27 protein-coding genes and 2 pseudogenes are annotated in these 23,305 nt (G+C 70.0%); 9 read left to right on the plus strand and 20 right to left on the minus strand.

Annotation, left to right across the window (positions count from 1 at the left end; translation table 11 throughout):
* Window positions 1-137 precede the first annotated feature (137 nt).
* The 4 genes from AC0666_RS08450 to AC0666_RS08465 all read right to left on the minus strand — a co-directional run bounded on the left by AC0666_RS08450 (window position 138) and on the right by AC0666_RS08465 (window position 1,904).
* Window positions 138-341, minus strand: coding sequence for a cold-shock protein (locus tag AC0666_RS08450; protein ID WP_361717201.1), 204 nt, complete (start codon window positions 339-341; stop codon window positions 138-140).
* Window positions 342-709: 368 nt separating this feature from the next.
* Entirely contained in the window at window positions 710-997 is a 288-nt protein-coding gene (locus AC0666_RS08455) for a hypothetical protein (RefSeq protein WP_468583884.1), read from the minus strand.
* Between the two features lie 38 nt (window positions 998-1,035).
* The gene (locus tag AC0666_RS08460; RefSeq protein ID WP_468965771.1) at window positions 1,036-1,302 is read right to left on the minus strand and encodes a hypothetical protein; all 267 of its coding nucleotides are present in this window, start codon (window positions 1,300-1,302) and stop codon (window positions 1,036-1,038) included.
* A gap of 8 nt (window positions 1,303-1,310) precedes the next feature.
* Window positions 1,311-1,904: a DUF5994 family protein gene (locus tag AC0666_RS08465; RefSeq protein ID WP_468965769.1), complete on the minus strand. Its 594-nt coding sequence runs from the start codon at window positions 1,902-1,904 to the stop codon at window positions 1,311-1,313.
* Between the two features lie 312 nt (window positions 1,905-2,216).
* Between AC0666_RS08465 and AC0666_RS08470 the strand changes: the two genes are divergently transcribed.
* A complete protein-coding gene (locus AC0666_RS08470; protein WP_468965767.1) occupies window positions 2,217-2,726 on the plus strand; it encodes a DUF5994 family protein in 510 nt (169 codons plus the stop codon).
* Window positions 2,727-2,730: 4 nt separating this feature from the next.
* Here the strand turns inward: AC0666_RS08470 and AC0666_RS08475 are convergent, their stop codons facing one another.
* The 5 genes from AC0666_RS08475 to AC0666_RS08495 form a co-directional block, all read right to left on the minus strand.
* Window positions 2,731-3,504 carry an alpha/beta fold hydrolase gene (locus tag AC0666_RS08475; RefSeq protein ID WP_478707301.1) on the minus strand — a complete coding sequence of 258 codons (774 nt, stop codon included), beginning with the start codon at window positions 3,502-3,504 and terminating at the stop codon, window positions 2,731-2,733.
* A 65-nt stretch (window positions 3,505-3,569) separates the two neighbouring features.
* Entirely contained in the window at window positions 3,570-3,764 is a 195-nt protein-coding gene (locus AC0666_RS08480; RefSeq protein ID WP_468965763.1) for a hypothetical protein, read from the minus strand.
* A 187-nt stretch (window positions 3,765-3,951) separates the two neighbouring features.
* The gene (locus tag AC0666_RS08485; RefSeq protein WP_468965761.1) at window positions 3,952-5,163 is read right to left on the minus strand and encodes an NAD(P)/FAD-dependent oxidoreductase; all 1,212 of its coding nucleotides are present in this window, start codon (window positions 5,161-5,163) and stop codon (window positions 3,952-3,954) included.
* Between the two features lie 112 nt (window positions 5,164-5,275).
* Window positions 5,276-6,220 carry an RNA polymerase sigma-70 factor gene (locus AC0666_RS08490; protein WP_478707302.1) on the minus strand — a complete coding sequence of 315 codons (945 nt, stop codon included), beginning with the start codon at window positions 6,218-6,220 and terminating at the stop codon, window positions 5,276-5,278.
* Between the two features lie 174 nt (window positions 6,221-6,394).
* Window positions 6,395-7,216 carry a helix-turn-helix domain-containing protein gene (locus AC0666_RS08495; protein ID WP_468965757.1) on the minus strand — a complete coding sequence of 274 codons (822 nt, stop codon included), beginning with the start codon at window positions 7,214-7,216 and terminating at the stop codon, window positions 6,395-6,397.
* A 136-nt stretch (window positions 7,217-7,352) separates the two neighbouring features.
* Between AC0666_RS08495 and AC0666_RS08500 the strand changes: the two genes are divergently transcribed.
* On the plus strand, window positions 7,353-7,715 hold the full coding sequence (locus AC0666_RS08500) for a VOC family protein (protein WP_468965754.1): 363 nt from the start codon (window positions 7,353-7,355) through the stop codon (window positions 7,713-7,715).
* Between the two features lie 22 nt (window positions 7,716-7,737).
* Entirely contained in the window at window positions 7,738-8,157 is a 420-nt protein-coding gene (locus AC0666_RS08505; protein WP_468965751.1) for an SRPBCC family protein, read from the plus strand.
* Between the two features lie 174 nt (window positions 8,158-8,331).
* Here AC0666_RS08505 and AC0666_RS08510 read toward each other — a convergent pair whose 3' ends face one another.
* From AC0666_RS08510 to AC0666_RS08530, 5 genes are all read right to left on the minus strand, one after another.
* A complete protein-coding gene (locus AC0666_RS08510; protein ID WP_468965749.1) occupies window positions 8,332-9,231 on the minus strand; it encodes a hypothetical protein in 900 nt (299 codons plus the stop codon).
* Window positions 9,231-10,184 carry a hypothetical protein gene (locus tag AC0666_RS08515; RefSeq protein WP_468965747.1) on the minus strand — a complete coding sequence of 318 codons (954 nt, stop codon included), beginning with the start codon at window positions 10,182-10,184 and terminating at the stop codon, window positions 9,231-9,233. The genes AC0666_RS08510 and AC0666_RS08515 overlap by 1 nt, the downstream gene beginning before the upstream one ends.
* Window positions 10,181-10,909, minus strand: coding sequence for an ABC transporter ATP-binding protein (locus AC0666_RS08520; protein ID WP_468965745.1), 729 nt, complete (start codon window positions 10,907-10,909; stop codon window positions 10,181-10,183). Before AC0666_RS08520 ends, AC0666_RS08515 begins: the two co-directional genes overlap by 4 nt.
* Before the next feature lie 9 nt (window positions 10,910-10,918).
* Window positions 10,919-11,329: a hypothetical protein gene (locus tag AC0666_RS08525; RefSeq protein WP_361717166.1), complete on the minus strand. Its 411-nt coding sequence runs from the start codon at window positions 11,327-11,329 to the stop codon at window positions 10,919-10,921.
* 631 nt (window positions 11,330-11,960) lie between these two features.
* Complete coding sequence (locus tag AC0666_RS08530; protein WP_468965742.1) at window positions 11,961-12,902, minus strand: alpha/beta fold hydrolase; 942 nt, start codon at window positions 12,900-12,902, stop codon at window positions 11,961-11,963.
* A gap of 127 nt (window positions 12,903-13,029) precedes the next feature.
* On the opposite strand from AC0666_RS08530, the gene AC0666_RS08535 reads away from it, so the two are divergent.
* Window positions 13,030-13,665 (plus strand): TetR/AcrR family transcriptional regulator, encoded by a 636-nt coding sequence (locus tag AC0666_RS08535; RefSeq protein ID WP_468965740.1) that lies wholly within the window; start codon window positions 13,030-13,032, stop codon window positions 13,663-13,665.
* A gap of 64 nt (window positions 13,666-13,729) precedes the next feature.
* On the opposite strand, the gene AC0666_RS08540 is transcribed toward AC0666_RS08535, so the two are convergent.
* On the minus strand, window positions 13,730-14,290 hold the full coding sequence (locus tag AC0666_RS08540) for a hypothetical protein (protein ID WP_468965738.1): 561 nt from the start codon (window positions 14,288-14,290) through the stop codon (window positions 13,730-13,732).
* 218 nt (window positions 14,291-14,508) lie between these two features.
* On the opposite strand from AC0666_RS08540, the gene trhA reads away from it, so the two are divergent.
* Entirely contained in the window at window positions 14,509-15,294 is a 786-nt protein-coding gene (gene trhA, locus AC0666_RS08545; RefSeq protein ID WP_478707303.1) for a PAQR family membrane homeostasis protein TrhA, read from the plus strand.
* A 68-nt stretch (window positions 15,295-15,362) separates the two neighbouring features.
* On the opposite strand, the gene AC0666_RS08550 is transcribed toward trhA, so the two are convergent.
* Window positions 15,363-15,722, minus strand: coding sequence for a PRC-barrel domain containing protein (locus AC0666_RS08550; protein ID WP_468965736.1), 360 nt, complete (start codon window positions 15,720-15,722; stop codon window positions 15,363-15,365).
* A 452-nt stretch (window positions 15,723-16,174) separates the two neighbouring features.
* On the opposite strand from AC0666_RS08550, the pseudogene AC0666_RS08555 reads away from it, so the two are divergent.
* A pseudogene (locus AC0666_RS08555) lies at window positions 16,175-16,393 on the plus strand (ATP-binding protein); the annotation flags it as partial.
* Between the two features lie 240 nt (window positions 16,394-16,633).
* Here the strand turns inward: AC0666_RS08555 and AC0666_RS08560 are convergent.
* The 4 genes from AC0666_RS08560 to AC0666_RS08575 all read right to left on the minus strand — a co-directional run bounded on the left by AC0666_RS08560 (window position 16,634) and on the right by AC0666_RS08575 (window position 19,492).
* Window positions 16,634-16,948: an SCO5918 family protein gene (locus tag AC0666_RS08560; RefSeq protein ID WP_468965731.1), complete on the minus strand. Its 315-nt coding sequence runs from the start codon at window positions 16,946-16,948 to the stop codon at window positions 16,634-16,636.
* A gap of 49 nt (window positions 16,949-16,997) precedes the next feature.
* Window positions 16,998-17,414 carry a CBS domain-containing protein gene (locus AC0666_RS08565; protein ID WP_468965729.1) on the minus strand — a complete coding sequence of 139 codons (417 nt, stop codon included), beginning with the start codon at window positions 17,412-17,414 and terminating at the stop codon, window positions 16,998-17,000.
* A 46-nt stretch (window positions 17,415-17,460) separates the two neighbouring features.
* On the minus strand, window positions 17,461-18,975 hold the full coding sequence (locus AC0666_RS08570; protein ID WP_478707304.1) for a DEAD/DEAH box helicase: 1,515 nt from the start codon (window positions 18,973-18,975) through the stop codon (window positions 17,461-17,463).
* 313 nt (window positions 18,976-19,288) lie between these two features.
* Window positions 19,289-19,492, minus strand: coding sequence for a cold-shock protein (locus AC0666_RS08575; protein WP_403733636.1), 204 nt, complete (start codon window positions 19,490-19,492; stop codon window positions 19,289-19,291).
* 1,132 nt (window positions 19,493-20,624) lie between these two features.
* Between AC0666_RS08575 and AC0666_RS08580 the strand changes: the two genes are divergently transcribed.
* From AC0666_RS08580 to AC0666_RS08590, 3 genes and pseudogenes are all read left to right on the plus strand, one after another.
* Entirely contained in the window at window positions 20,625-20,915 is a 291-nt protein-coding gene (locus tag AC0666_RS08580; protein ID WP_468965725.1) for a hypothetical protein, read from the plus strand.
* A 289-nt stretch (window positions 20,916-21,204) separates the two neighbouring features.
* Window positions 21,205-21,729, plus strand: a complete 525-nt coding sequence (locus AC0666_RS08585; protein WP_468965723.1) for a hypothetical protein — start codon at window positions 21,205-21,207, stop codon at window positions 21,727-21,729.
* A 455-nt stretch (window positions 21,730-22,184) separates the two neighbouring features.
* A pseudogene (locus tag AC0666_RS08590) lies at window positions 22,185-23,282 on the plus strand (tyrosine-type recombinase/integrase); the annotation flags it as partial.
* Window positions 23,283-23,305 lie beyond the last annotated feature (23 nt).

Here is a 23,305-nt window from a genome sequence, read left to right on the forward strand (position 1 = left end):
CCGATCTAAGGGTGCGGTTTTGAGGAGGAACCGCACCTGAATACTCTGTCCCGCAGGAGAAAGCGCTGCGGAAAATGCTGCAGCTGGGGCCCGCACCCCGAGGGATGCGGGCCCCAGCTACGAATGGCGCGTCAGCGTCAGGCGGGAACGATGTTCTCGGCCGTCGGGCCCTTCTGGCCCTGCGCGACGTCGAAAGTGACCTTCTGGCCTTCGGCCAGCTCGCGGAAGCCCTGGGCGGCGATGTTCGAGAAGTGGGCGAAGACGTCGGGGCCGCCCCCGTCCTGCTCGATGAAGCCGAAGCCCTTTGCCGCGTTGAACCACTTGACGGTGCCAGCAGCCATGTCATATCTCCTTTGGGCAGTACGCCGGTCTCCGCACTGTGCGGAGACCGTGTCGCTGCGATGATGCCCCGCCCGGAAAACGGCCCGGAAATATGAAGCGCTTCCAGGTGGCGCGGAGGCCGGCTGGAGGCGCTTGAAGTTTTGGGTACCACAACTGCAACCGAGATCGACAGTAGCACGCCGCAGTGGCTTGTGCGCGGTGAAGTTTGCCGCCCTGTGCGTTGCGGCAAAAACCCTCCCTGCGGTGTCCGTTAAATTCTCAGACCGCGGGCACAGATATTTATTCACCGCGCCAATCGACCAGGACGAGCGTTGCGTCGTGCCAGGCCGTCGGACCCTCGATCCTGCGCAGGATGCGGCGGTCGTCGTCATCGACTCCGTCCGGAGGGGCCCCGTTCCTCTTCGGCCTCCATGAGCCGGATCCCCTGGTGCGTCAGTGAAACCATCGCGGGTGTGTTGCCCGGCTCCCAGTCGACGGTGATCAGGTCCTCGGCGGCGAGGTAGGTGCAGGCGGCTGCCAGGTCCTGTTGCGGGATGTGGAGGTCGTGTTCGAGTTTCGCCCCGGTGATTCCGAGAAGGCGGTTGCCCTCGCCGGCTTCGTACAGGGCCCCGAGGATCTGCCGGCGGTAGGCCTGCCGCTCGCGGAGGGTGGCCATGGCCGCGTCCTTTCGTGCGGGGCGAGTGCCCCGGTCCCTCAGGTCTCCTCGGCGAGGGCGTCCGGGCTGTCCGCGGGCCTGCTGGTGGTCAGCCAGGAACGGGCGGGGCCGGCGACGGTTTCGGTGTCGACGGTGAGGTGGAGCCGAGTACCGCCGCCCGGGGCGGGATAGCTGCGCTGTTCCGTCGCGTCGAAGCAGCGGCGCAGGACTTCGGCGACCGCGCGGGCGGCTTCGGGCGTGGCGGCGACGACGCGCACCTCGGCCTGGCCGGCCGCCGGGAGCGCTTCCGTCTCGTGGGATTCCAAGGGGCAGCTCACCACCAGGTGTTCCCGGGTACCGGGAGGGCGCGTCGCCCGATGAGGTGCCCGGAGGGTGCCGCGGAGGCTCCACCATCGGTCTCCCAGGCGTTCTCCCGGTTCCGGGCGTCGCGCCGGTTCCGGGCCGCGCGTATGCCGCGGCCGATGGCGGCCTCGTTGGCCATCAGGGCGCCGGCGGTCAGGACGCTGCCGGGGATCGCGGCGGCGGTCATGAGCCGGGCCGCGGCGGCGGGCTCGGTCTCGGGCGGGACGACGAGGAGGTCCCAGCGGCCGACGGTCAGGGAGAGCAGGATCAGCTTGTCGGGGTGCTGTTCGGTGAACCAGCCCACGTGGACGGTGTGCCCGGCGACGTGCACCTTGTGCGGGACGAGGGGCCAGCGGGTGGGGTTCACGGTGACGCGTGTGATGCGTCCCCAGACCTCGTCGAGGGCCGCCGCGAGCGGCGGAAGCTCGACGTGCAGATCGCGGGAGTAGGGCCACCAGGCCCCGTCCAGCTGACCCGCGAGCTTGGTCTTCGGAGTGAGGGACAGACGTGCCGAGAACTCTGCGGCGAGGTCGCGGGGCGCGGTCCGTTCGGTGGTGGTGGTCATGATGCGGACCTGCCCCCGAGCTGCCCATCGGCAGCCCGGTTTTTTGGCGATCGCCGGAAATGACACCTGCGTGAAAGCCGGTGTGCGAAGTACTCCCGGTGCTTTCACTGTACGCCGGACCAGTGAACTCTGACCGGTTCCGGCCAGGTATTTCCCGGCGGGCGGTCGATCGGGCGCGCCAGGCAGGCGGCGTCGACGGCGGCGGGAGTACCGTGAAGCGACGGCAGGCTCGCGCGCGTCGCCGGCCGGGCACCGGCATCGGCGCCGGCCGCGACGAGAGCGGGCTGTTCCTCGCAGACGGGCGGACGCACCATGGCTGACTCCGACACCCCCCGGACGCCCCCGCTGCTCCTGCCGGACGCGGTCCACCAGGCGGTGAAACCCGGCACGGCCCTGCTGCGGCTGGAGACCACCCGCTCCCGTGAGGGCGTCCTCGACGGCGCGTGGTGGCCCCGTTCCCGCAATGTCGACAGCGAGCTGCCCGCCCTGGTGAGGGTGCTGACCGAGCACCTCGGGCCCATCACCCGCGTCGGCCTGGACGCCACCGCCTGGCGGGGCATCCCGAGCCGCCTGGTCATCGACGACCGGGTCGTGCACCTCGACTCCGACCCGGTGGGCGACGACACCGTCCTCATCACCCGCGGCGACAACGACCACTTCGCGCTGCTGGTGGTTCCCCCGGACACGACCGCCGACGCCGCCCGTGAAGCGATGGCCCGCGCCGTCCGCGCCGACAACATCACCCAAGCCGCTCAGATCCTCGTCGCCACCCCACCCGAAGCCGCGGACGGCGGCTCCGCCGATCCGGCGGCCGGAGCCTGAACCCTCAGCGGACGAGGTGGCCGAGGTACCGCTCGACGGCCGCGGCGACGGCCTCGGGGGATTCCTCCGGGCCGTAGTGCCCCGTGTCCGGGACCACCTCCAGCCGGGCCTTCGGGTACCACTGCATCCAGGTGGCCCGCATGGCTTCGGGTCCCAGCGCGGGGTCGTTCGCACCGGCGAGGAGGAGGACGGGGGCCGGGTTGTCCTTCACCCGCTCGTGGAAGTCGACGCGCGCCCAGGAATCCAGGTACGCGCGGAAAGCCGGCGCCGAGGAACGCCCCACCGAGCGGCCCACCATCGCGTCCAGCCAGGCGTCGTCGCGCCGCCCGCCGGTGGTGTAGTCGATGATCGCCCTGCGGTTGCCGGGATGTTTCGCGGCCCCGGCGAACAGCTCCCACATCTCGCCTTCGAGCGGGAAACCGGACGCGGGCACGGGCGAGATGCCGATGATCGAGCGGATCCGCTGCGGGGCGTCCAACAGCATCAGCTGGGCCGCCTTGGCGCCCATGGAGTGGCCGACGACCGAGAAGGTCTCCCAGCCCAGCCGGTCGGCCACGGCGAGGGCGTCCTCGGCGACCTCCTCCATCGTGAAGGCGCCGTCGGTGTCGATCGCGTCGCCGTACCCGCGGCAGTCCAGGAACGCGTAACTGAACGCGTCCCCGTCCAGGTGGTCGCGCACCAGGTCGAAACTCGACCGGTCGCCGAACCAGTGGTGCAGCAAGAGGGCCCGTTCGGAGCCGGTGCCCAGTACGTCGTGCGGAATGACCTGTCCTGTCACACCATGCCCCTGCTCATGAGGTGGCCATGCCCGGCTGCCGGCGGTCACCGGCGATCGAGTCAGAGCTACTCGTCGTACAGGTCCTCTTCGCGCAGCAGGTCGTCCTCGGGGCGGGGCGAGGTCTCCTTGCGGCCTTGCTCCTTTCCCCTTTCGCGGGACTGCTTGCCCGGCTGGGGGTGCGCGGGGTCTCCGCGGCGCTGATGCTCCTGCGGCTCGCGGCCCTTGCCCGGCTCTTGGCGCTTGCCCTGCGTACCGCCCATGACGGCGACTCCTCGTGCTGTGTGGGGTACGGACTCCTCTCACGCTGACACGCACAGTGACGCTCTGCATCTCGTGGCGCCGCCGGGAGCGTGCCACCCCCGCCAGCGCCGAGGACAGGCGCGGCCCCTACCGGCACGTGGTGGCACGCCGCTTCGCGGCGGAGGGACCGGTTCGGCCGCGGCGAGGTCAGGCCGCAGCCTCCGCCCGTGCGCGGCTGCGGGTCTCCTGGCGTACGACACGCCGGCGCCGGGACGGCATGCCCGCCGTCGGGTTGGCCACGCCCCAGGCCGCGCCCTTGCAGATCAGTTCCTTGTAGAGGGCGGCGACGCGGCCCGTCAGGGCGCGGTCGACTGCTCGGTCGTCGGCGGTGACGAACTGGATCAGGCCTTCTTTGCGGCCGAGGGAGATGCACTGCTGGAAGTAGCGGATGGAGACGCGGGGGACCTTGGTGCCGGCGAGACGCGCGGCGATGGCGTCGGCGGCCTGCCAGGCCATGGGGACGCCCGAGGCGCAGGACATGCGGAGGGGTTTGCCACCCGGGCCGGCCGCCGCCGCCGCGTCGCCCACGGCGTACACGTCCGGGTGGGAGGCCGAGCGCATGGTGGTGTCGACCACGATCCGGCCGTCGTCGGCGAGCTCCAGGGCGGTGGCGCGGGCGATCGGGTGGACGGCGAAGCCGGTGGCCCAGACCGTGACCGCGGCGGGAAGGGTCCGGCCGTCGGCGGTCGTCACGCCGCCCGCCTCCACGGCGCTGACCGTGGTGTGCTCGTGGACGGTGATCCCGAGCCTGTCCACCACCTTCCGCAGGTGCGAGCGGCCCTTCTCCGAGAGCCAGTCGCCGAGGACGCCGTGGGCGGCCAGGGCGACGTCGAGGTCCGGGCGGGCCTCGGCGATCTCGGTCGCGGCCTCCAGGCCCGTCAGGCCGCCGCCGACCACGACCACGGGCCGGCCGGCGTCCAGGGTGGCCAGGCGATCGCGGAGGCGGAGGGCGCCGGGCCGGGTGGAGATCTCGTGGGCGTGTTCGGCGGTGCCGGGGACGCCCCCGTCGTTCCAGCTGCTGCCGAGGGCGTAGACCAGGGTGTCGTACTCCAGTTCCTCCCGTTCCTCCCGCTCGGGGCCGTCCGAGGCGGTGACCGTCACCGTCTTGCGGTCCACGTCCACGGCGGTGACCTTCGCGAGCTTCAGTTCGACGCCCGTGCCCGCGAACATCTCGCCGAACGGCCGGGACCCGAGGTCCTGGCCGGCCGCGAGCTGGTGCAGGCGGACGCGCTCGACGAAGTCGGGCTCGGGGGTGACGAGGGTGATGGCGACGTCCTCGTGGTGCAGCCGCTTGGCGAGGCGGCCGGCGGCGACGGCACCGGTGTAGCCGGCTCCGAGGACGACGATGCGGTGCTGCATGTCCGTGCTCCTGTCTGGGCGGGGCTGCCGTGGTCCGGCGTGGTTTCGCCTCTTGAACCGGACAGCCCCCCGTTCCCTGACAGGACCGGAACGTGACCTGCGTCACACCTCCTCAGAGGGTGTGGAGCGGGCCCTCCCCGTGGTCGGCGGCGGCCCACTGCTCGGTCGCGCGGACGAGCTTGTCCGGGTTGACCTGGCTGCGGACCGCGGCGATGCCCTCCGCGGTGACCTCCAGGCAGGTGATCCCGACGACCCGGCCGTCCACGACCGCCACGATGGCGGGCTCGCCATTGGCGGTCGTGGCGTAGATCTCGGGCACCCCGCCGACATACGCCCGCTTGGCCGCGCTGGGCTTGAACAGGCCGCGCAGGAAGGTGGCGACCGCGAGCGCGCCCTCGAACGCCTTCGCGCGGGCCGGCACCTTCCCGCCGCCGTCGCCGACCGAGACGGCGTCCTGGGTGAGCAGACGTACGAGGGGTTCGGTACGGCCAGTGGTCGCCGCGGCCAGGAACTCCTCGACGATCCTCCTGGCGGCGACCTCGTCGATCTCGGTGCGTGCCTTGCCGCCCGCGATGTGCTTCTTGGCCCGGTGGTAGATCTGCTGGCAGGCGGCCTCGGTGATCTCCAGGATCTCTGCGATCTCCCGGTGCGGGTAGTCGAAGGCCTCGCGCAGCACGTACACCGCCCGCTCGTTGGGCGACAGGCGCTCCAGCAGGACGAGGACGGCGTACGACACCGACTCGCGCTGCTCGGCTGTGTCGGCCGGGCCGAGCATCGGGTCCCCGGCGAGCAGCGGCTCGGGGAGCCATCGCCCCACGTACGTCTCGCGCCGGGCGCGTGCCGAAGTGAGCATGTTGAGGCACCAGTTGGTGAGGACCTTCGTCAACCAGGCCTCGGGCACCTCGATCCGCTCAACGTCGGCCGCCTGCCAGCGCAGGAACGTCTCCTGCACGGCGTCCTCCGCCTCACTCGCCGAGCCGAGCAGCCGGTAGGCAATGGCCTCCAGCCGGGGCCTGGCGGTCTCGAAGCGCTCCACACCACTCGTGATCACGGCCATGCCCGCGATCCTAAGCGCCTCCTGGGGCGGACCGGCAGAGAGAAGGCGCTCTCTGGTTGAGCAGCGAGGACGTACGGATCCTTCTTGACCGCTGTTCACCACCCCTCCTGGCACTGGCACGCAGTGGCACGGGCCGGACCGCGGGTCGAGTCCGTCGTCCCGGGTGATGTTGCCTCAGGGTGATCCCGGGGCGAGGAGCCGCCGCAGGGCCGTTGGCGTGTGGCCGAGGTACTGGCGCATGGTCCGGCAGAGATGGGCCTGGTCGGAGAAGCCGAGGTCGGCGGCGAGCGTGGCGAGGCTGTCCTCGCCCGCGTCCAGACGGTCGAGGGCCCGGCCGACACGGACCCGGTTGCGGTAGCGGGTCAGGGAGACTCCCAGCTCGCGGGTGAAGGAGCGGCTCAGGCGGTAGGGCGAGACGCCGAGGAGCCCCGCGAGGGGCAGGAGCCCCTCGGAGGCGGGGTGGGCCTCGCCGATCGCGTGCCGGGCCGCGGCGACGAGCGTCGCGTCGTTGCGGCCGGGCCGGACGATGGCCGGTACGGCTCCGCCGACGGCCTGGCGGACGGTGGCGGAGAGCAGGCCGAGGAGTTCCTCGGTCAGCGCATGATCCACGTCGCCGGTGCGGGCGGACGCGAGGATGCGGCGGTGGGCCAGGTCGAGGCGGGCGTCCACGTAGACGCTCTGTCGGGCTGGGCGTGCGTCCTCACCCGCCACGACCCGCCACAGTGCGGGCGTCAGGCTGATCGACGTGCATTCGTCGCCCCCGGCGGCAGGGTGCGCGAAATGCTCCTCCTCGCCCGGCACACCGAGATAGGCCACGGTCGGGTCGACCTCGGCCGAGGTGCCGCCCGCCCGCCTGCGGAACCGGCCGCGCCGTACGAGGACCAGGCGGAAGTCCTCGCGGACCTCCGCCTCTGACCAGCGGGTGTGGTCGTCCCGGCAGTTCACCGCGGTGATGCGGAAGTCGGGCCGGGTGGCCAGGACGGTGGAGGTGAGCACTCTTGAACGCTACGCCGGGGGTCTGACACCGGCCTCGCCGCAAGGATCTTCAAGACCGGAATGGGCCGTGGCAAGCAAGCTGAGCGGCGTCTAGTTCGTCCCCTACCGCGCTTACCGCGCTCAAGGAGTCGCCCTCATGTCCGCTCTCGCGCAGATCAGCACCCTCGTCATCGATTGTGGTGACCCGGTCCGGCTTGCCGAGTTCTACAGCAAGGTCACCGGCTGGGAGATCGTCCACAGCGGCGAGGACTACGCCTCCCTCGCCGGCGGCGGCCACCCCGGCCTGGCTTTCGTACGCATCGAGGGCTACCGCGCCCCCGGCTGGCCCGACGACGGCAAGCACGCCCATCTCGACTTCACGGTCACCGACCTGGAGGAGGCGGCCGGCCGGATCCTCGCCCTCGGAGCGTCGAGGCCCGCGTTCCAGCCCGGCAAGGACCAGTGGGTCGTCCTCACCGATCCCGAGGGGCACCCGTTCTGCCTCACCACCGGCGCCTGACACACCCCACAGAAGAGGACACATGGCCTACGTCTACAAAGAATTCCTGGTCGACAACTCCCCGGAGAACGTGTGGGAGGCCCTGCGCGAGGTCGGAGCCGTGCACCGGCGCCTGGCACCGGGCTTCGTCACGGACACCCGTATGGGCACGGACACCAGGACCGTGACCTTCGCGAACGGTGTCGTCGTCCACGAGCTGATCGTCGACATCGACGATGCGGCTCGCCGGGTGGCCTACGCGGTGGTCGGCGGCTCGATGAAGCCGAAGCACCATCACGCCTCGATGCAGGTCCTCGCCGACACCGAAGGGCGCAGCCGTTTCGTCTGGACGATCGACGTGACGCCGGACGAACTCGCCGGTCCCCTCAGCGAGATGGCCGAGCAGGGTGCCCGCATCATGCAGGAGACGCTGAAGGCCACTCCGGACCCGACAGACGGGTAGAGACCTCGTGGCCGGGGCCGGGGCCGGAGCGTGTCTCCGTCCTGCCCCGGCGGCAGCGGGAGCGGCAGGTGGTGCTCGACGCCCGGATGGGTCGGGCCCGGGCCCCTGCGTCGTGGTGCGCCGTCGTTGTACGCCTCTGCTACGGGAGGCGCTGCGCCAGACTTGGCCGCGGTGTCAGTCCACGGGCCGTAGCGCGCGCTCGGAGCGCAGCGCCGCCCAGGCCGCCACACCGGCCAGGGCCGCGGCCACGGCGAGGGCGAGGCACCCGGTCAGGGGTGCGGGATCGGGCGGGGCCTGGTTCCAGAGGTAGAGCTGGTATTGGGCCTCGGAGGGCAGGTTCAGCAGATCGGCGATCCAGCGGTGCGGCAGGAACGGCGCCGCCGGAAGCAGCACGAGCGGCGCAGTCACCAGCAGGGGGCCGATGCCGAGCGCGAGGGTCCCGATGACGCTGCGCAGCAGGGCCGCCGCGAGGGCGGCCAGGGAGATGAAGAGGAGTTGGACGAGGACGGCGGCGGCGATCGCGCCTGCGGCCTGGCCCCAGGTCGCGGACTCGACGGGCAGGGGAGGTGACGTGTGGACGGTCCCGCCGGCGAACCCGGGGGGCACCGCGCGGGGCCGCACCGGCCACAGCCGGGCGTATGCCGAGGTGCTCAGCCACAGCAGCACGCCGGTGACGATCTGGCTGGCGAGTGACAGGGCGAGTGCGGCGCCGGCCTTGCGGGCCCACAGCACCCCGACCCGGTTCTCGTACAGGCGCAGGGCGCTCCAGGTGCCGCCTTCCAGGGTCTGGCCGAGCCCCGTGGCGACGACCACTCCGGTGAGGACGAGACCCAGCAGGGTCGCGAACTGCCATGCCGCCGCTCGCAGCGCCGACGGGAGAGAGGTGAGCGCCGACACCGAGGGGTCGAGCACGCCGTACGAGGCTCCCGACATCCAGAGCCGGCCGACGAGCGCCAGGGTCAGCAGCATCACAGCCGCGGTCGCTCCCCATACGGGAGCGGTCCACAGGGCGCGCAGCTCACCGGCCCAGGCGTTCCCCTCCCCGCGCGCCGGCCGCCGCCGGGTACCGGCCATCAGGCGCGGTCCCGGGTCCGGTTGAGGCGGTCCAGCCCGAGCCAGAGCAGGCCGATGAGGGCCAGGGTCGGCAGGACGCGGAGCATGACGGGGGCCGTGGAGGGGTCGGTGGAGATCCAGAAGTGGTCCCAAACCCCGTCCACCCCACCGAAGCCGACGAGGTCGGCCAGCGCGCCGCCGGGGAGCCAGGCGCCCAGCCCCGGGGCGGCGGAGGTGCGGACCACCAGGACGAGCAGCAGCATCCCGGCGAGGAAGGTGCGCAGCTGCTGGCGCAGCAGTGCGCCGAGCGCGACCGCGACGGCTGCGGCCCCGGCCAGCACGGCTGCCCCGGCCAGTACGCCTAGTGCGGTGTCGGCGATGACGGTGCCGAGGGCGCCGGGCGAGGGCAGCGGGTAGGCGTTGCGGCCGTAGAGCAGGCCGAACGCGGCTGTCACGACGGCCGACACGCACAGCAGCACCACACTCCACGCCCAGAGAGCCAGGGCCTTGGCGGCGAGCAGCCTGCTGAGGCGGGACTCGTAGAGGAGGAGCGGCACGATGCTGCCCCGGCTCCACTCGCCGGCGACGGAGAAGGCCGCCAGCATCACGAACAGCGCGAGCCCCGGAATGGACGTCAGCAGCCGTACGGTCCACAGCAGTGAGCCCACCGGGTGCTGGGCCTGGGCGGCGCGGACTCCTTCGGCGGTGAACCTGTCCTGGATCCGCTCCAGCCCGGCTGCCTGCAAGGGCAGTTCGGCGAGGCACCCGGCCTTCTGCTGCGGGGTGTTCCGCGCGGAATCACACGATTGGGGGAGGAAGTCGAGGTTGGCCTGCACCTGCGTGATGTTGTGCGAGGCCATGCTCTGGCTCACCCAGGCGCAGTAGAGGGAGCCGAAGACGAACAGCGCGGCGAGGGTGAGGGCGAGCGGGTGCCGCAGCAGCCGCCGGGTCTCCGCCCGGACGAGGCGGTTCACTGGCGGCCGCCGTTCCCGACGAGCCCGAAGAACCAGTCCTCGAAGGCGGCCGGACCGCTTTCCGGGTCGTAGCCGAGCGCGTCGAGGGTGCCGGCGGCGACGACGCGGCCCTGGGCGAGCATGATCACGCGGTGGCAGATCCGCTGGATCTCGTCGAGCTGGTGGCTGGAGACGAGGACGGCGGCCCCGCGTCCGGCCTCCTCGGCCACGATCCGCCGCACCATGCGCAGTCCCTCGGGGTCGAGCCCGTTGGTGGGCTCGTCGAGGATCAGCAGATCGGGCCGCTTGAGCAGCGCCGCGGCGATGGCCAGCCGCTGCCGCATGCCCTGCGAGTACGTCCCGAGCCGCCGGTCGGCGGCGCCGCTGAGCCCGACGCGGTCGAGCGTGCGGGCGATCCGCCCGCCGTCGGGCAGCCCGGCGGTGTCGAGCAGGGTGCGCAGCATGGCGCGCCCGGTGGACCACCGGTGAAAGGCGGGCGCGTCGAGCGCGGCCCCAAGCCGGTCGAGCTGCCGCGGCCGCATCGGCAGGGCCTCCCCGAACAGCCGCACCTCACCGGAATCGGGGGTGGAGAGCCCGGTGATCACCCGCATCAGGGTGGTCTTGCCCGCGCCGTTGAGCCCGAGGAGGCCGACGATCTCGCCGGCCTCCAGGCTGAGATGAACCCCTTCCAGCACGGAGTGCTTCCGGAAGCTCTTGGTCACTTCGTGACAGGAAAGGACGCTCATCGTCTGAGATTACTTCCAGTTGTAAACGACGCGACCCGACGAGTGCACGAAGGCCGGGGCGTTGGCGATCTGCATGTAGTAGCTGCCGGCGGGGGCGTTGTTGAACTCCTTCCAGAACGTGCCGTTGTCGCAGGACCAGTCACGCCAGGCGACCCACTGGTCGGGCTGCCAGGACTTGTCGATCTTGAAGTCGTAACCGACCCGGCCCTGGGCGCCGTTGCTCGTGGCGCACGCGTCCTGCGAAGCCGACTGGCTGTTGCCCGGGGCCGACCAACGGCCGGTCTCCGCACCCACGCCCTCGTCGATGAAGGAGAAGTTCTTGACCTGCGTGTACGCGGCGAAGGCGTTCGGCGCGAGTGCGCCAACGAGTCCTGCTGCGAGCGATGCCGTCACCACGGCCGACTTCATGCGAGTACGCATGGGGTTTCCTCCCGATTGCTCCACCTTCCCCGGTGGAGTCTGTGCACTGCGTGCCGTCATCGGCACCCAGCGGAAGATGATCTTCATCTTTTATTTCGTTTTGGTCAAATGACGGCACGATCGAGCCAAATTTCGGTGTTTGCGTTTGTTCTTCCGGTGACCTGATCGGGTCACCTCGGGTGGCGGTCGCGCGGATGCATTCGCTTGCGCATGCGGGGAGTTGGCCGAGCCTGGGGCGGACCGGCGGCAGTGCCGGTCGGTGCCGGGCTCGCCCTGCGCCGACCGCCGGCGCGCCCCCCAGCGTGATCGTTTGCGGGCGCAGCCCTGCACGTGAAGCAAAGGAGCGCACGAACCCGGCACCGAATGCGCGGTGGCCCCGAAGACCTGCCGCACGAGGTGGTGTTGGGGCACGCGGGGCGGCCGCTCCGGACCCGCTGGACGTTCCCGCCGCCCCCAGGCTGTGCGCTTCCTGCCAGCCCGTGCCGGTATCAGTTCTGACCTGCCGAAATGTCCGCCAGCTGACCTGTGCCGGCTGCTTCGGGAACCCCGTGTTGACCGCTCTTCACCGCCCCTACTGGCACGTTGTGGCACGGAGCGGGCGCCGCCGGCGTCGTTTCTCCCTGCCGTGGCCCTATGCGCCGCTGACCGCAGCAGGGTCGAGGGAGTCGACGTCTTCCATGAAGGACAGCATCCGGGCGTTGATCACGTCGGGGTGGTCGATCTGCGGTCCGTGGCCGGTCGCCGCGATGATCTCGGCGCGGGCTCCCGGAATCAGCCGGGGCACGCGCTCCAGCTGCCGCTTCGGGTGTACGAGCAGGCTGTGCTTGCCCATGATGACGTAGAGCGGGGTCCGGATGGATCGCAGCGCGTCCTCGGCCAGCGGCAGCGGTGCGGGGCGGCGGATCCGGTACGCGCGGGCGCCGAGCTGGATCCACTTGCGCATCTCGGGGACGGCTATGACCGGCTGGTCCAGCCACTTGGCGAGCCGGGGGCGCAGGGCCTTGGGGGCGAAGGTGGCGAACAGGCTGATGAAGACCCAGGCGAAGAAGCGCAGGCCGACCTTCTCCAGGCCGCCGGGGTCGAGGGCGGTGACCGAGGCGAGCCGTCCGGGCCGCCGGTGGGCCTGGTTGAGGACGAGCCAGCCGCCGTAGGAGGAGCCGACGAGGTGGACCCGGTCGAGGCCGAGAGCGTCGAGGGCCTCGTCCATCCACTGTGCGGCGCGCTCGGGCTGCCACATGGGCTCGCGGTGGACGCTGCGGCCCGCGTCACCGGGGGTGTCGAGGGCGTAGACGGGGCGGTCGAGGCTGAGCCCGGGGGTGTTGGGGTACCACATGGCGGAGCTGTAGCCGGCGCCGTGGATCAGGACGATCGGCGTCCGGGAGTCGGCGGCGGGGTCCGAGGGCCCGTACCGGTAGACGTGGGTGGTGCCGAAGCTCGTCTCCACGTCCGTCTCGGAGCGGATGGGCGCCCCCATCGCGTAGAGGATGTCGGCGGCGGCGAAGTAGCGGTCGCGCAGGGCGTCGTTGACGTAGCGGCCGACGTCGCGGCGTACGCGGGCGGTGTTCTCGGGCACGGCGGCACCTCCGGTGAAGATCCGTTCTTCGTGGTACGACCGTACCATATTGCTGATACGGCGGTACCATGAAGGGATCCGGACGGGCCGGACGCGAACTCACCACCGACAGCCGGAGGCACCGCACATGCCCAAGCACGTGGACCACGAGGAACGGCGCACCCAGATCGCCGACGCCCTCATCCAGGCCGCAGGACGGCGCGGACTGCACGCCGTCGGCATGCGCGACGTCGCCGCAGAGGCCGGTGTGTCACTACGACTCGTCCAGTACTACTTCGAGACCAAGGAGAAGCTGCTCTTCTACGGCCTCCGGCACCTGACCGACCGCTTCACCGCGAGGGTGGGTGCCCGCTTGGCCGCTGCCGGCCCGGACCCGGGCCCGCGTGCCATGGTGGAGGCGCTGCTGCTGGCCTCGCTGCCGACCGACGAAGAGAGCCGCACGTTCCACCTGTTGTACAGCTCCTACGCGATCCTGTCGGTGACCGACGAGGCGCTGGCCGCCCAGCCCTTCATCGACAACCCCGACGCCGCGGAGCATGCCCTGACCGGACTCCTCAAGCAGGCGCAGGGGGCCGGCCTGGCCGACCCGGGCGCCGACGCGCGCACGGAGGCGATCAGCCTGCTGGCGATGGCGGCGACCATGGGCACCAGCATCCTCGTGGGCCAGCGGAGTCCGGAGTCGGCGATCGCGGTGCTCCGCCATCACCTGGACCGGATCTTCACGACTGCCGAGACGTCCGAGAGGGGAGCGGGCTCAAACTGAAGTGTGGCGGAGCACTCGCGCGCGCAGAGTGGTCGGGGCCGAACGGCACGGACGACCTTGCGGATCAGACACTCTTCCATGCGTCGAAGAAGGCTTCCCGCCTGGACGGATCGGCTGATTTGTGGTCCGCGTGCAGGACGCGCCAGGCGGTGAGTTCGAGGTCGCGCAGCCACAGCTCGCCGATGACCTGTGTTTTGAGGTCGGGAAGGTGGTCGGACTCGGCGAGTGCCTGGCCGATGACCTCTCCGGCCGCGATGCGCTGGGGCGGGGTCATCTCGTCGAAAGCCGAGAGGATCTGGCCGGCCAGGCCGGTGCCTTCTCCTGCCAGTGAACTCAGCACGCTCGCCTTGATGTTGGCGGGCAGCAAGTAGAGGGAGCCCGAGGACCTCCACAGGTCCGACCAGAAGTGCTCTCCGGACTCGGTGGGGGCGGGGAGCGCGGCCAGTAGGCCGAGGAGGTGTGCGGTGGCCGCGTATCCGTCGGAGTGTGCCGATGCGACGACGGCGATGTCCGCGACGCGCTCCACGTCGATGTGGCCGGCTTCGAGGCGGGGATCCAGTCCCAGCCGCTGTTCCAGCTGATGGGAAAGGGGGGCGGATGCATGGGAGCGGAACTCGGGAAGCATCGGCGGTCCTTGGACGTAGGAGAGCGGAGAGGCCCGTTCGGAAGCCCAGATCGTTCCCCTGACCCGCCGAATTACACGACTTCCATGGCCCCAGTTGGAGGAAGAGTGCCAGGACGCGACCAAGAGGTGGCCGAACCGGCCGCGCCCGGCGATGCCGCCCCGGAGACTGCGACACACCTCGGACAATGCCGCTTCGGACAGGCTCCTAGCATGGACTCATGGTTGCCAGTGATGCCCAGCAGCACGTGTCAGGACGGGAAGCAGTGCCCCGGGACGACGCCGAAGCCGGCCATGTTGTCTCCGCACCGACGGATGGAGGAGGCGAGGGCTCCGCGCCTCCCGCCGACCTGTTCGAGCGAGCGGCCGCTCTGGTGGAGCCGATCAAGCCGAAGCTACGGGGCTGGCTCCACGCCGGCATGGTCCCCGCGTCCCTGGCCGCGGGCATCGTCCTCATCTGTCTGGCCGGCACACCGCAGGCCACTGTGGCTTGCACCGTGTACGCCGTCACCGCCTGGCTGCTGTTCGGGACGAGCGCCGTCTACCACCTCGGCACTTGGGGACCGCTCGGCGAGGCCGTCCTGCGCCGCCTGGACCACGCCAACATCTTCCTGATCATCGCCGGCACCTGCACCCCGCTGGCCGTGCTCCTTCTCGCCCCTGACCAGCGGTCCGTCCTCCTGTGGATCGTGTGGACGGGCGCTCTGGCCGGCATCGCCTTCCGTGTCCTGTGGATCGGAGCGCCCCGCTGGCTGTACACGCCCTGTTACTTGGCCCTGGGCTGGGCACCGGTGCGCTACCTGCCCGATTTCCTGCACAGCGGCGGCGCGGCCGTACTCATCCTGATCGTGACGGGCGGGCTGCTCTACAGTGCGGGCGCGGTTGTGTACGCCCTCCAGCGCCCCGACCCCTCACCCCGCTGGTTCGGCTACCACGAGGTGTTCCACGCCCTGACCGTGGCAGCCTTCACCGCGCACTACATCGCCGTCTTACTCGCTGCCTACTGAGCACGACGACGTGTCGATGCATGCCCGCCCATGTGCGGGGGGCCGGTGAGCTGCCGACCGGCTTCGGGTCAGGGCGCGGGCGGGCGGCGGAGGGAGACGTAGTGGGCGCCGACCGCGGACAGGTAGGCGTGGTCGGCTGTTTCGCTGTCGGTCGTGAACCGTGGCGCGGCTTTGATGTCTTCCTGCGTGGCCGAGACTTTCACCACCTGCGCTTCGGTGTCGATGAGGGTGATGGCGCCGGCCGGGATCAGGACGCTCCTGCCGAACACCCACACGCCGGTGTCGACCACCAGGTGCTGCATGCCGGGCTGGTCCTGCTGTCGGTCGACGTGCCCGATGACACCGTCAGCGGCTTCCACGGTGAATCCCACCAGTGACTGCCCTGACGTGTAGCCGCTGTCCTGCGCGTACGTCCACACTCCGCTCACAGACCATCTCCTCGTCCTCGGCGACCGGGCGTGGTGGCTCGGTGCACCAGCGGCTCGCGTCTGCCCGACCACATGCCCCGGTGCCTGCTGCGCAACCGGGTCCGCAGAGGATTCCGGGCGTGCGCGCCAGGGCGGACCTCGCATAGGCCTCGGTGCCCGAGTACCGCTCCGTCCCGGAGTCCGCGCTGCGGCGAGTAGGACGACGAAGCCGCGGTGGTGCGAACGTCGCCCTCTGGGCCTGTGCGGCGGGCACAGCAAGGGCATTCGGGTCCGGCTTGCGGTGTGCCGGAGGGTGGCGGCGAGAGGAGAGGCCGAAGAGGGCATGCGCCTGCGCACCCCCGTCACTCGGGAAGATCACCGCGGGCCACCCGGTCCCGTCGTCAGTCCCGTCGCCGTCCTGCACCAGCCCTGGCTTCGGAACTCCACCACCGCACCGTCCTGCGCACTGCGCCTTCCTCGGAGCCCTCGGGCACACGGTCATCGAACCGGAAAGCGCCGACACCGTGATCCTGGTCGTCTCCGAGCTCGTCACCCACGCCCTGCGCCACGGTGGCGGTGTCTACACGCTCCGGCTGGCCGCGCACCCCGACTCCATCGAGGTCTCCGTCGAGGACTCCAGTCCCCACCCGCCGCGCATGCGCACACCCGACCTCGTCGACGGCACCGGCGGGCGGCAAGACCGTACACGCCCTCCTGCCCCGCCGGAACCGCGGATGGCTGCGGCCCGCAGGCGGGCAGCCGATGCAGCGCCTTTCCGCACGTAGTCCCGGTGGTCAGGACTCGGTACGTGCAGGGGAGGGGCGGTCCACCCATCTGCGCTTCCCTGTGGGTACGCGCAAGGGCCCGAGCGGCGTGTGCCGGTCGGGCCCTTTTCGCTCATCGGGTTGGTGGCGGCATCGCCGGGCTACCCGTCAGGCGGTCACGGGGGTGCCGAGCATCGCGGAGGCCCGCTGGAGGGGGCTGAGTACGCGTGTGGGCACGGCGGTCCGGGGAAGGCCGCCGCGGCAGGTGAAGCCGAGCTGGGTCATGGCCCGGACGACTTCGCCGACGCTGAAGTCGCGGCGGTCCTGGCGGGTGATGACCTGGCCGACCTGCTTGACGGGGTAGGTGCGGCGGCCGATGATCACGGACTCGCCGAGGACCTGCTCGGGCTTGATGCCCTTCATCGACTCCAGGACACCGCTTTTGGTCAGGTCGAACGGGAAGCGGGCGATGACACAGCGCATGTTGCCTCACAGAGAGAAGAGGGGAACGGTCCGACCACGGTGAGGTGGTTCAGCGGGCGAGGGCGAGGACGCCCAGAGCGCTGCCTTGTTCATCGACGACGGGCAGGGCGGCGAGCTTGCGGTAGCGCATCGCGTGCTCGGCCTCGGCCATCGTGGTCGTGGGCGAGGTGAACGGCCCACGGTCGCCGAGGACATCGCGCAGGCGGAGCCGGTCCGTGTACGCCGTGCTGTCGCGGATGGCGGCGAGCTGGACGCGGATGACCAGCCCGGTGCACAGGCCGTCCTCGTCGCAGACGAGCAGATGGTCCGTGCGGGAGCCGGCCATGACGGCCAGGGCAACCTCGACGGTCATGTCGTCGCAGACCTGCGGACCGGCCGCTTTCATGACCTCGTCCACCGTCTGGTGGACGAGGTCGGCATGGGCCTCGGCAGGCGCCGGGCGGGTCTGCATCTGGACCAGCGTCACAACGTGCCTCCTGCAGAGATGGGCCAGTTTCCGGATCAAGTGGTTCTCAGGCCGCCGCGTCGAAGGCGGACTGCCGTGCGCTCGTGCGCCGGGCGGCCGAGGCGGCCCCGCGGCGGCCGCGGGAGGAGGTGCTGCGCTTGGGCCGCTCGGCCGCCGGGGCGGTGATGGTGACCGGGATGCCGGAGGGTGCCTGGGCGCCGGTGATGCGGTTCAGGGCCTCGTCGCCCGAGCGGACCTGGGTGGTCTGCGGGGTGATGCCCGCGGCCGTCATCAGGCGGGCCATCTCGCGGCGCTGGTTGGGGGTGACGAGGGTGACGACGCTGCCGGACTCGCCGGCGCGGGCGGTACGGCCGCCGCGGTGCAGGTAGTCCTTGGGGTCGGTCGGCGGGTCGACGTTGACGACGAGGTCCAGGTTGTCGACGTGGATGCCGCGCGCCGCCACGTTCGTGGCGACCAGCACGGTGACGTGGCCGGTCTTGAACTGGGCCAGGGTCCGGGTCCGCTGCGGCTGGGACTTCCCGCCGTGCAGGGCCGCGGCGCGGACCCCGTTGTCGAGGAGGTCCTGGGTGAGGCGGTCCACGGCGTGCTTCGTGTCCAGGAACATGATCACCCGGCCGTTGCGGGCCGCGATCTCCGTCGTCGTCCGCTGCTTGTCGGCGCCGTGGACGTGCAAAACGTGGTGTTCCATCGTGGTGACGGCGCCGGCCGAGGGGTCGACGGAGTGCACGACCGGGTCGGTCAGGTAGCGGCGTACGAGCCGGTCGACGTTGCGGTCGAGGGTGGCGGAGAACAGCATCCGCTGGCCTTCGGGCCGTACCTGGTCGAGCAGGGCGGTGACCTGGGGCATGAAGCCCATGTCGGCCATCTGGTCGGCCTCGTCGAGGACGGTGATGGCGACCTGGTTCAGCCGGCAGTCACCACGGTCGATGAGGTCCTTGAGGCGGCCGGGCGTGGCGACGACCACTTCGGCCCCGGCGCGCAGCGCACCGGCCTGGCGGTGGATCGGCATGCCGCCGACGACGGTGGCCAGGCGCAGCTTGACCGCCCGGGCGTAGGGGGTGAGGGCGGCGGTGACCTGCTGGGCGAGCTCACGCGTCGGTACGAGGACCAGCGCGAGCGGCTGCCCCGACTCGGCGCTCTGGCCGGCCGTACGGGCCAGCAGGGCGAGGCCGAAGGCCAGGGTCTTGCCCGAGCCGGTGCGGCCACGGCCCAGGACGTCACGGCCCGCGAGGGTGTTGGGCAGCGTGGCGGCCTGGATCGGGAACGGGGTGGTCATGCCCTCGCGGCCGAGTGTGGCCAGCAGCTGGGCCGGCATGGCGAGGTCGGCGAAGGCCTCGACGGCGGGCAGCGCGGGGGTGATCGTCTTCGGCGGTGCGAACTCGCCCTGGAGCGCGGCGGGCCGGCGGCCGTACCCGCCCGAGCGGCTCGGACCTGCGGAGCGGCTCGGGGCCGACGAGCCGAAGCGGCTGCCCCGCCCCGAACCGGCGCCGGTGCCGAAAGCGGGGCCGCCGCTGCGGCCGCGGGTGCGAGACGAGCGCTCGTTCGTACGTGTGGGGTTCATGCGGAACCTTCCTTGACGGCACCTATCAAGGCATTCCCGCAGCGTAGGAGCGGCGCAGAGAATTGCGAGAACGGGCCGAATCGAATGCGAAAGCGGATCTGGCGGACAGGGGGCCTGTGGGCTCAGACGCTGAAATATGGTGGCGCCGTGTGGGCGCGACAACCAGAAAATAAAATCGGGTGCAGCTCCGAGAGGGCCAGTCGGCCGGATCTCTCAATGCTTGAGACCGCGGGTGAACGCACCGCGGGAAATGCATGCAGCTGGGGCCCGCACCCCGAGGGATGCGGGCCCCAGCTGCAGAAGCGTGTCAGCGTCAGGCGGGAACGATGTTCTCGGCCGTCGGGCCCTTCTGGCCCTGCGCGATGTCGAAGGTGACCTTCTGGCCCTCGTTCAGCTCGCGGAAGCCCTGGGCGGCGATGTTCGAGTAGTGGGCGAACACGTCAGCGCCGCCACCGTCCTGCTCGATGAAGCCGAAACCCTTTTCCGCGTTGAACCACTTAACGGTACCAGTAGCCATGTCATATCTCCTTTGGGGCAATACATCGACGTCTGCACTGTGCGGACGCCGTGTCGCCGCGATGATGCCCCGCCCGGTAAATGACCGGGAAATACAAAGCGCTTCCGTGTGGAATGACTTCCGGCTGGAGGCGCTTGAAGTTCTTGGGTACCAAAACTGCAACCGAGATCGACAGTAGCACGCTCCAGCGGCTTGTGTGCGTTGAATATTTCCGGCCGTGGTGTGGCGGTAGAAACCCTCCTCGCGGGATCCGTTAAATTCTCAGGTCGCGGTGACAGATATTGATTCACCCCGAGCGCAGCGTTTTTGAGTGATCGCCGCCGGCTGCAGGGCGCGGCAGCGGGGTCATCACGAAGTTGGCCGGTTGCGGACGTGGCGGCCCGGGCGCCCGGAGCGGGCGCGCCTCTGCGCATTTCTCCCGTGCCCCAGCGCCCCGGCGAAGGCGGCGACGGTGACGGAGCGGCGGGTGCGAACTGGGTAGCGCGGGCGGGGCGGTTGATCGTCCGCATTTCAGGGTGCGAACGGGCGAATGGGGGTGGACCTGTGGCGCGGGTCACGCGACTTGCTGCTCGGTGCGCGACGACATCGCGCTCCTGCGGTGCAAGTGGTGCGCGAAGGGGCTGCTGGTCAGGGCATTCAGGCGAGTTGGGGCACGCGGAGGGCACGGCGAGGGCTGAGAGGTCTAGACAACGACGAAGCCCCAGGTCGCTGACCTGGGGCTTCGTTCAAGAGCGGATGACGGGAATCGAACCCGCGCTATAAGCTTGGGAATCACCGATCTTGCCCATGCCATCTGGCTCCTGAACTGCGAAAACAGGCGCCATAGGCAGCTCCGGAACTCGTCCGGGCACCCGTCGTTGACCGCTGTTCTCCGTCCTACCTGGCACGTGTCCGGCACGCGCGCGGTTGGCGGCGGCTGAGCGTGTCAGTGTCGGGCGTTAGCCTCCGACTACGTGATGGGCCGGTTCGATGGTTCCCGCTGCGGACCACGGCGGCCAAGGGGGTGGCCGGATAGGGTTCCCCGTGCCTGCTGGGCTCCGGGAACCCGATGGGGCTCCAACCCCACCCCCCTCTCACGAAACTCAGCCGCTCGTTTCAGCGCTTCTGTGTCCGCCGTGGCATGTTGTGCGGCATGAACGATGCGATAGACCCACGCAACCCACGCAACCCGGCGGGCATCAGGGTGGGGGACATCTACGAGGACTGCTTCTTCCACCCGGTTCTCTGTACGGAGATCGACGATGACGGCTGGGTAGTGCTCAGCGGCATCTCGCTCATCGACGGAAGCTTCCCACGCTCATGCGACGCTCAGCACTGCCGGCCGATCCGCATCCCCGTCGAAGAGGTCACAACGATCAAGCGCGACCTGGAGGGCTATGCCCGTCGGCGAAAGGCTGAGCTGGGCACAGCGGACAGCATTTGATCCGTAGCTCTAGCAAGATCGGTCACTTGAGGTCATACAGGCCGCCCGGAAGTCCCTGAGGGCCTGTACTGGGCGCTGCCGGTTGCTGGGGTTGCTGTACTTCGCTGCGGTACAGCAACTGCCCGAGGGCTCCGGAGATGTAGTGGCATCCGGCCGTTGATCCCGGCTCCGCTGAGAGGCCGTTCAGCTCTCATACCAGCCTGAGGCCCTTACGCGTCAGAGCCTCCGGCCGTATGTTTCCTCCTGACAGATACATGATAGGCGGGGCATGTCAGGACAATTGTTCACCTTGATCGGTGTGCTCGTCGGCGCGGTTGCGTCGTACGTCGGTGGAGCCCTGATGGAGAGATCTCGGTGGCGGCGCCAACTTTCCACACGGTGGGACGAACGTCGCCTGGAGTGCTATCTCCGGTTTGCCGACGCGGTCAAGAGGTTCGCCTCGCTGGCAGGTCGTCTGGCTGCAGGCAAGGGACTCTTCGACCTGCCTCAGCCACTCGCCAGGGAGGCCGGCCTGGAGCTGCTGGCCGAAGCTGAGCTTGAGCGTGGCTATGCGTTCGAAGCCGTGCTCCTTATGGGAGACGCGGAATCCATCTCGGCAGCCAGATCGCTACAGCGGCACGCCTGGGTACTGGAACAGTTCGTTCGAGACATGCGCCCAGGTACGTCAGACGACTGGATGAGGGCATTCCGGGAGTTTCAGGAGAAGCGTGATGAGTTCTACATTGCCGCACGCAACAGCCTCGGCGTCCATGCAAAGTTCCGGCTGCGATCCGAAGATCCAGCCATCCTCAGCCCGGGCGCCCGCCATTTGTAGCCACGTCTGGCCGGCGAACAGCACTCTTTCCAAGCCTGGTGGTACGCGTTGGGCGCCATTCATCGCTGTTCGCCAGCGTTCATAGGCGGGTCGGCCAGTCGTCAGCAGCCATCTTGAACTGCGCCGAACCAAGTTGGACGCTGCTGAACGAGACGGAAACTGAGACGGATCTGCTTCACGGATCTCCTGCGGAGAGTTGGGGGCTGGCGCCAGAATGCCCGCATGGATGCGGGGGTGGCAGCTGTACTCGGAGCGACCGTAGGTGCGCTAGGCGCAGGCGGAGCGGCAGTGGCCGCGGCGCTGCTGGCTCGCTCTCAGGCCAGGGTTCAGGTTCAAGCCGACCAACGGAAGTCCCTGAGGGAGCCCCGGAAAAACGCCTATGTGGCGTACGCAGAGTGCTGGAGTAAGCGGTATCGGTTGGCGGAAGACGGCCGCATCAAGCTGCAGATGGCGCACGGTTCCAGGCGCGGTATCCAGGTCCTGACGGCGTCATGCGGCCCGCGCCCGAGAACTTCGCGACCTCGCGGGACGCGGACGACTGGCTTGCCGAGAAGCAGACCGAGATCAAGAAGGGGGATTGGAGGGACCCCGACGCTGGAGCGATCAACTTCCGGGACTACGCGCTTCAGTGGGTGGAAGAGCGTGGGCTAGCCGCCACGACCGATGAGCTGTACCGGCGGCTTCTGCGGCTGCACCTGTTGCCGGTCTTCGAGGAGTACGACCTCGACGAGATCACCCCGCCCCGGGTCCGCACCTGGCGGGCAGAGCGGCTCAAGGAGACCGGGGCCACGACCGTGGCAAAGGCTTATCGGCTGCTCAAGGCGATCATGGAGACCGCTGCCGATGACGAGTTGATCCGTCGAAACCCTTGTCGGATCAAAGGCGCGGGCAAGGAGTCTCCTGCAGAGCGGCCCACCGCCACCGTCGATCAGGTCGACGCGCTCGCCCGTGAGCTGGGGTCGAGGTGGCGGCTGCTCGTCTACATCGCCGCCTACGGTCCCGCCCGGCCTGAGGAGCAGGCGGCCCTGCGCCGGCACGATGTCGACCTGGCGAACGTCGGCGTCTGGGTGCGGTCCGCTGAGCCCGAGCTGAATACGGGGAAGCGGGCGCCCGGCGAAACCAAGTCCGAGGCAGGTAAGCGGTTCATCGTGCTGCCGGAGTTCATGCGGGGCGATCTCAAGCTGCACATGTATCTCTACGCAGAGCAGAAGCCCGACGGGCTGTTGTTCGTGGGGGAGCGGGGTGCCCCCTTCCGGCGGACGACCTTTGGACGGAAGTGGAAGAAAGCCCGGAAGAAAGTCGGACTGCCCGAGGGCTTCACGCTCTACGACCTTCGTCACACCGGGCACACCCTCTCGACGCAGTCCGGGGCCACGCTGAAGGACACTATGGTGCGGGCCGGCCAGTCGTCGGAGAAGGCGGCCATGATCTACCAGCACTCGAATCTTGAGCGTCAGCGGGAGGTCGCCGCCGGGATCGACGCCCGGGTGCAGGCGCTGCGGGCCAAGGCCTCCGGCTCCGCATCTGGCACGGATCTGGCACGGGAGGGGTAGAGAGGTCTAGGCAACACAAAAGC

The sequence above is a fragment of the Streptomyces sp. NPDC043680 genome (genome assembly GCF_056436685.1).

What these genes read in the sequence shown, in the direction of transcription:
- AC0666_RS08450 (WP_361717201.1), bottom strand. Translation starts at nt 341, where the DNA reads ATGGCTGCTGGCACCGTCAAGTGGTTCAACGCGGCAAAGGGCTTCGGC.
- AC0666_RS08455 (WP_468583884.1), bottom strand. Translation starts at nt 997, where the DNA reads ATGGCCACCCTCCGCGAGCGGCAGGCCTACCGCCGGCAGATCCTCGGG.
- AC0666_RS08465 (WP_468965769.1), bottom strand. Translation starts at nt 1,904, where the DNA reads ATGACCACCACCACCGAACGGACCGCGCCCCGCGACCTCGCCGCAGAG.
- AC0666_RS08470 (WP_468965767.1), top strand. Translation starts at nt 2,217, where the DNA reads ATGGCTGACTCCGACACCCCCCGGACGCCCCCGCTGCTCCTGCCGGAC.
- AC0666_RS08480 (WP_468965763.1), bottom strand. Translation starts at nt 3,764, where the DNA reads ATGGGCGGTACGCAGGGCAAGCGCCAAGAGCCGGGCAAGGGCCGCGAG.
- AC0666_RS08485 (WP_468965761.1), bottom strand. Translation starts at nt 5,163, where the DNA reads ATGCAGCACCGCATCGTCGTCCTCGGAGCCGGCTACACCGGTGCCGTC.
- AC0666_RS08490 (WP_478707302.1), bottom strand. Translation starts at nt 6,220, where the DNA reads ATGGCCGTGATCACGAGTGGTGTGGAGCGCTTCGAGACCGCCAGGCCC.
- AC0666_RS08500 (WP_468965754.1), top strand. Translation starts at nt 7,353, where the DNA reads ATGTCCGCTCTCGCGCAGATCAGCACCCTCGTCATCGATTGTGGTGAC.
- AC0666_RS08505 (WP_468965751.1), top strand. Translation starts at nt 7,738, where the DNA reads ATGGCCTACGTCTACAAAGAATTCCTGGTCGACAACTCCCCGGAGAAC.
- AC0666_RS08510 (WP_468965749.1), bottom strand. Translation starts at nt 9,231, where the DNA reads ATGGCCGGTACCCGGCGGCGGCCGGCGCGCGGGGAGGGGAACGCCTGG.
- AC0666_RS08520 (WP_468965745.1), bottom strand. Translation starts at nt 10,909, where the DNA reads ATGAGCGTCCTTTCCTGTCACGAAGTGACCAAGAGCTTCCGGAAGCAC.
- AC0666_RS08525 (WP_361717166.1), bottom strand. Translation starts at nt 11,329, where the DNA reads ATGCGTACTCGCATGAAGTCGGCCGTGGTGACGGCATCGCTCGCAGCA.
- AC0666_RS08535 (WP_468965740.1), top strand. Translation starts at nt 13,030, where the DNA reads ATGCCCAAGCACGTGGACCACGAGGAACGGCGCACCCAGATCGCCGAC.
- AC0666_RS08540 (WP_468965738.1), bottom strand. Translation starts at nt 14,290, where the DNA reads ATGCTTCCCGAGTTCCGCTCCCATGCATCCGCCCCCCTTTCCCATCAG.
- trhA (WP_478707303.1), top strand. Translation starts at nt 14,509, where the DNA reads ATGGTTGCCAGTGATGCCCAGCAGCACGTGTCAGGACGGGAAGCAGTG.
- AC0666_RS08560 (WP_468965731.1), bottom strand. Translation starts at nt 16,948, where the DNA reads ATGCGCTGTGTCATCGCCCGCTTCCCGTTCGACCTGACCAAAAGCGGT.
- AC0666_RS08570 (WP_478707304.1), bottom strand. Translation starts at nt 18,975, where the DNA reads ATGAACCCCACACGTACGAACGAGCGCTCGTCTCGCACCCGCGGCCGC.
- AC0666_RS08575 (WP_403733636.1), bottom strand. Translation starts at nt 19,492, where the DNA reads ATGGCTACTGGTACCGTTAAGTGGTTCAACGCGGAAAAGGGTTTCGGC.
- AC0666_RS08580 (WP_468965725.1), top strand. Translation starts at nt 20,625, where the DNA reads ATGAACGATGCGATAGACCCACGCAACCCACGCAACCCGGCGGGCATC.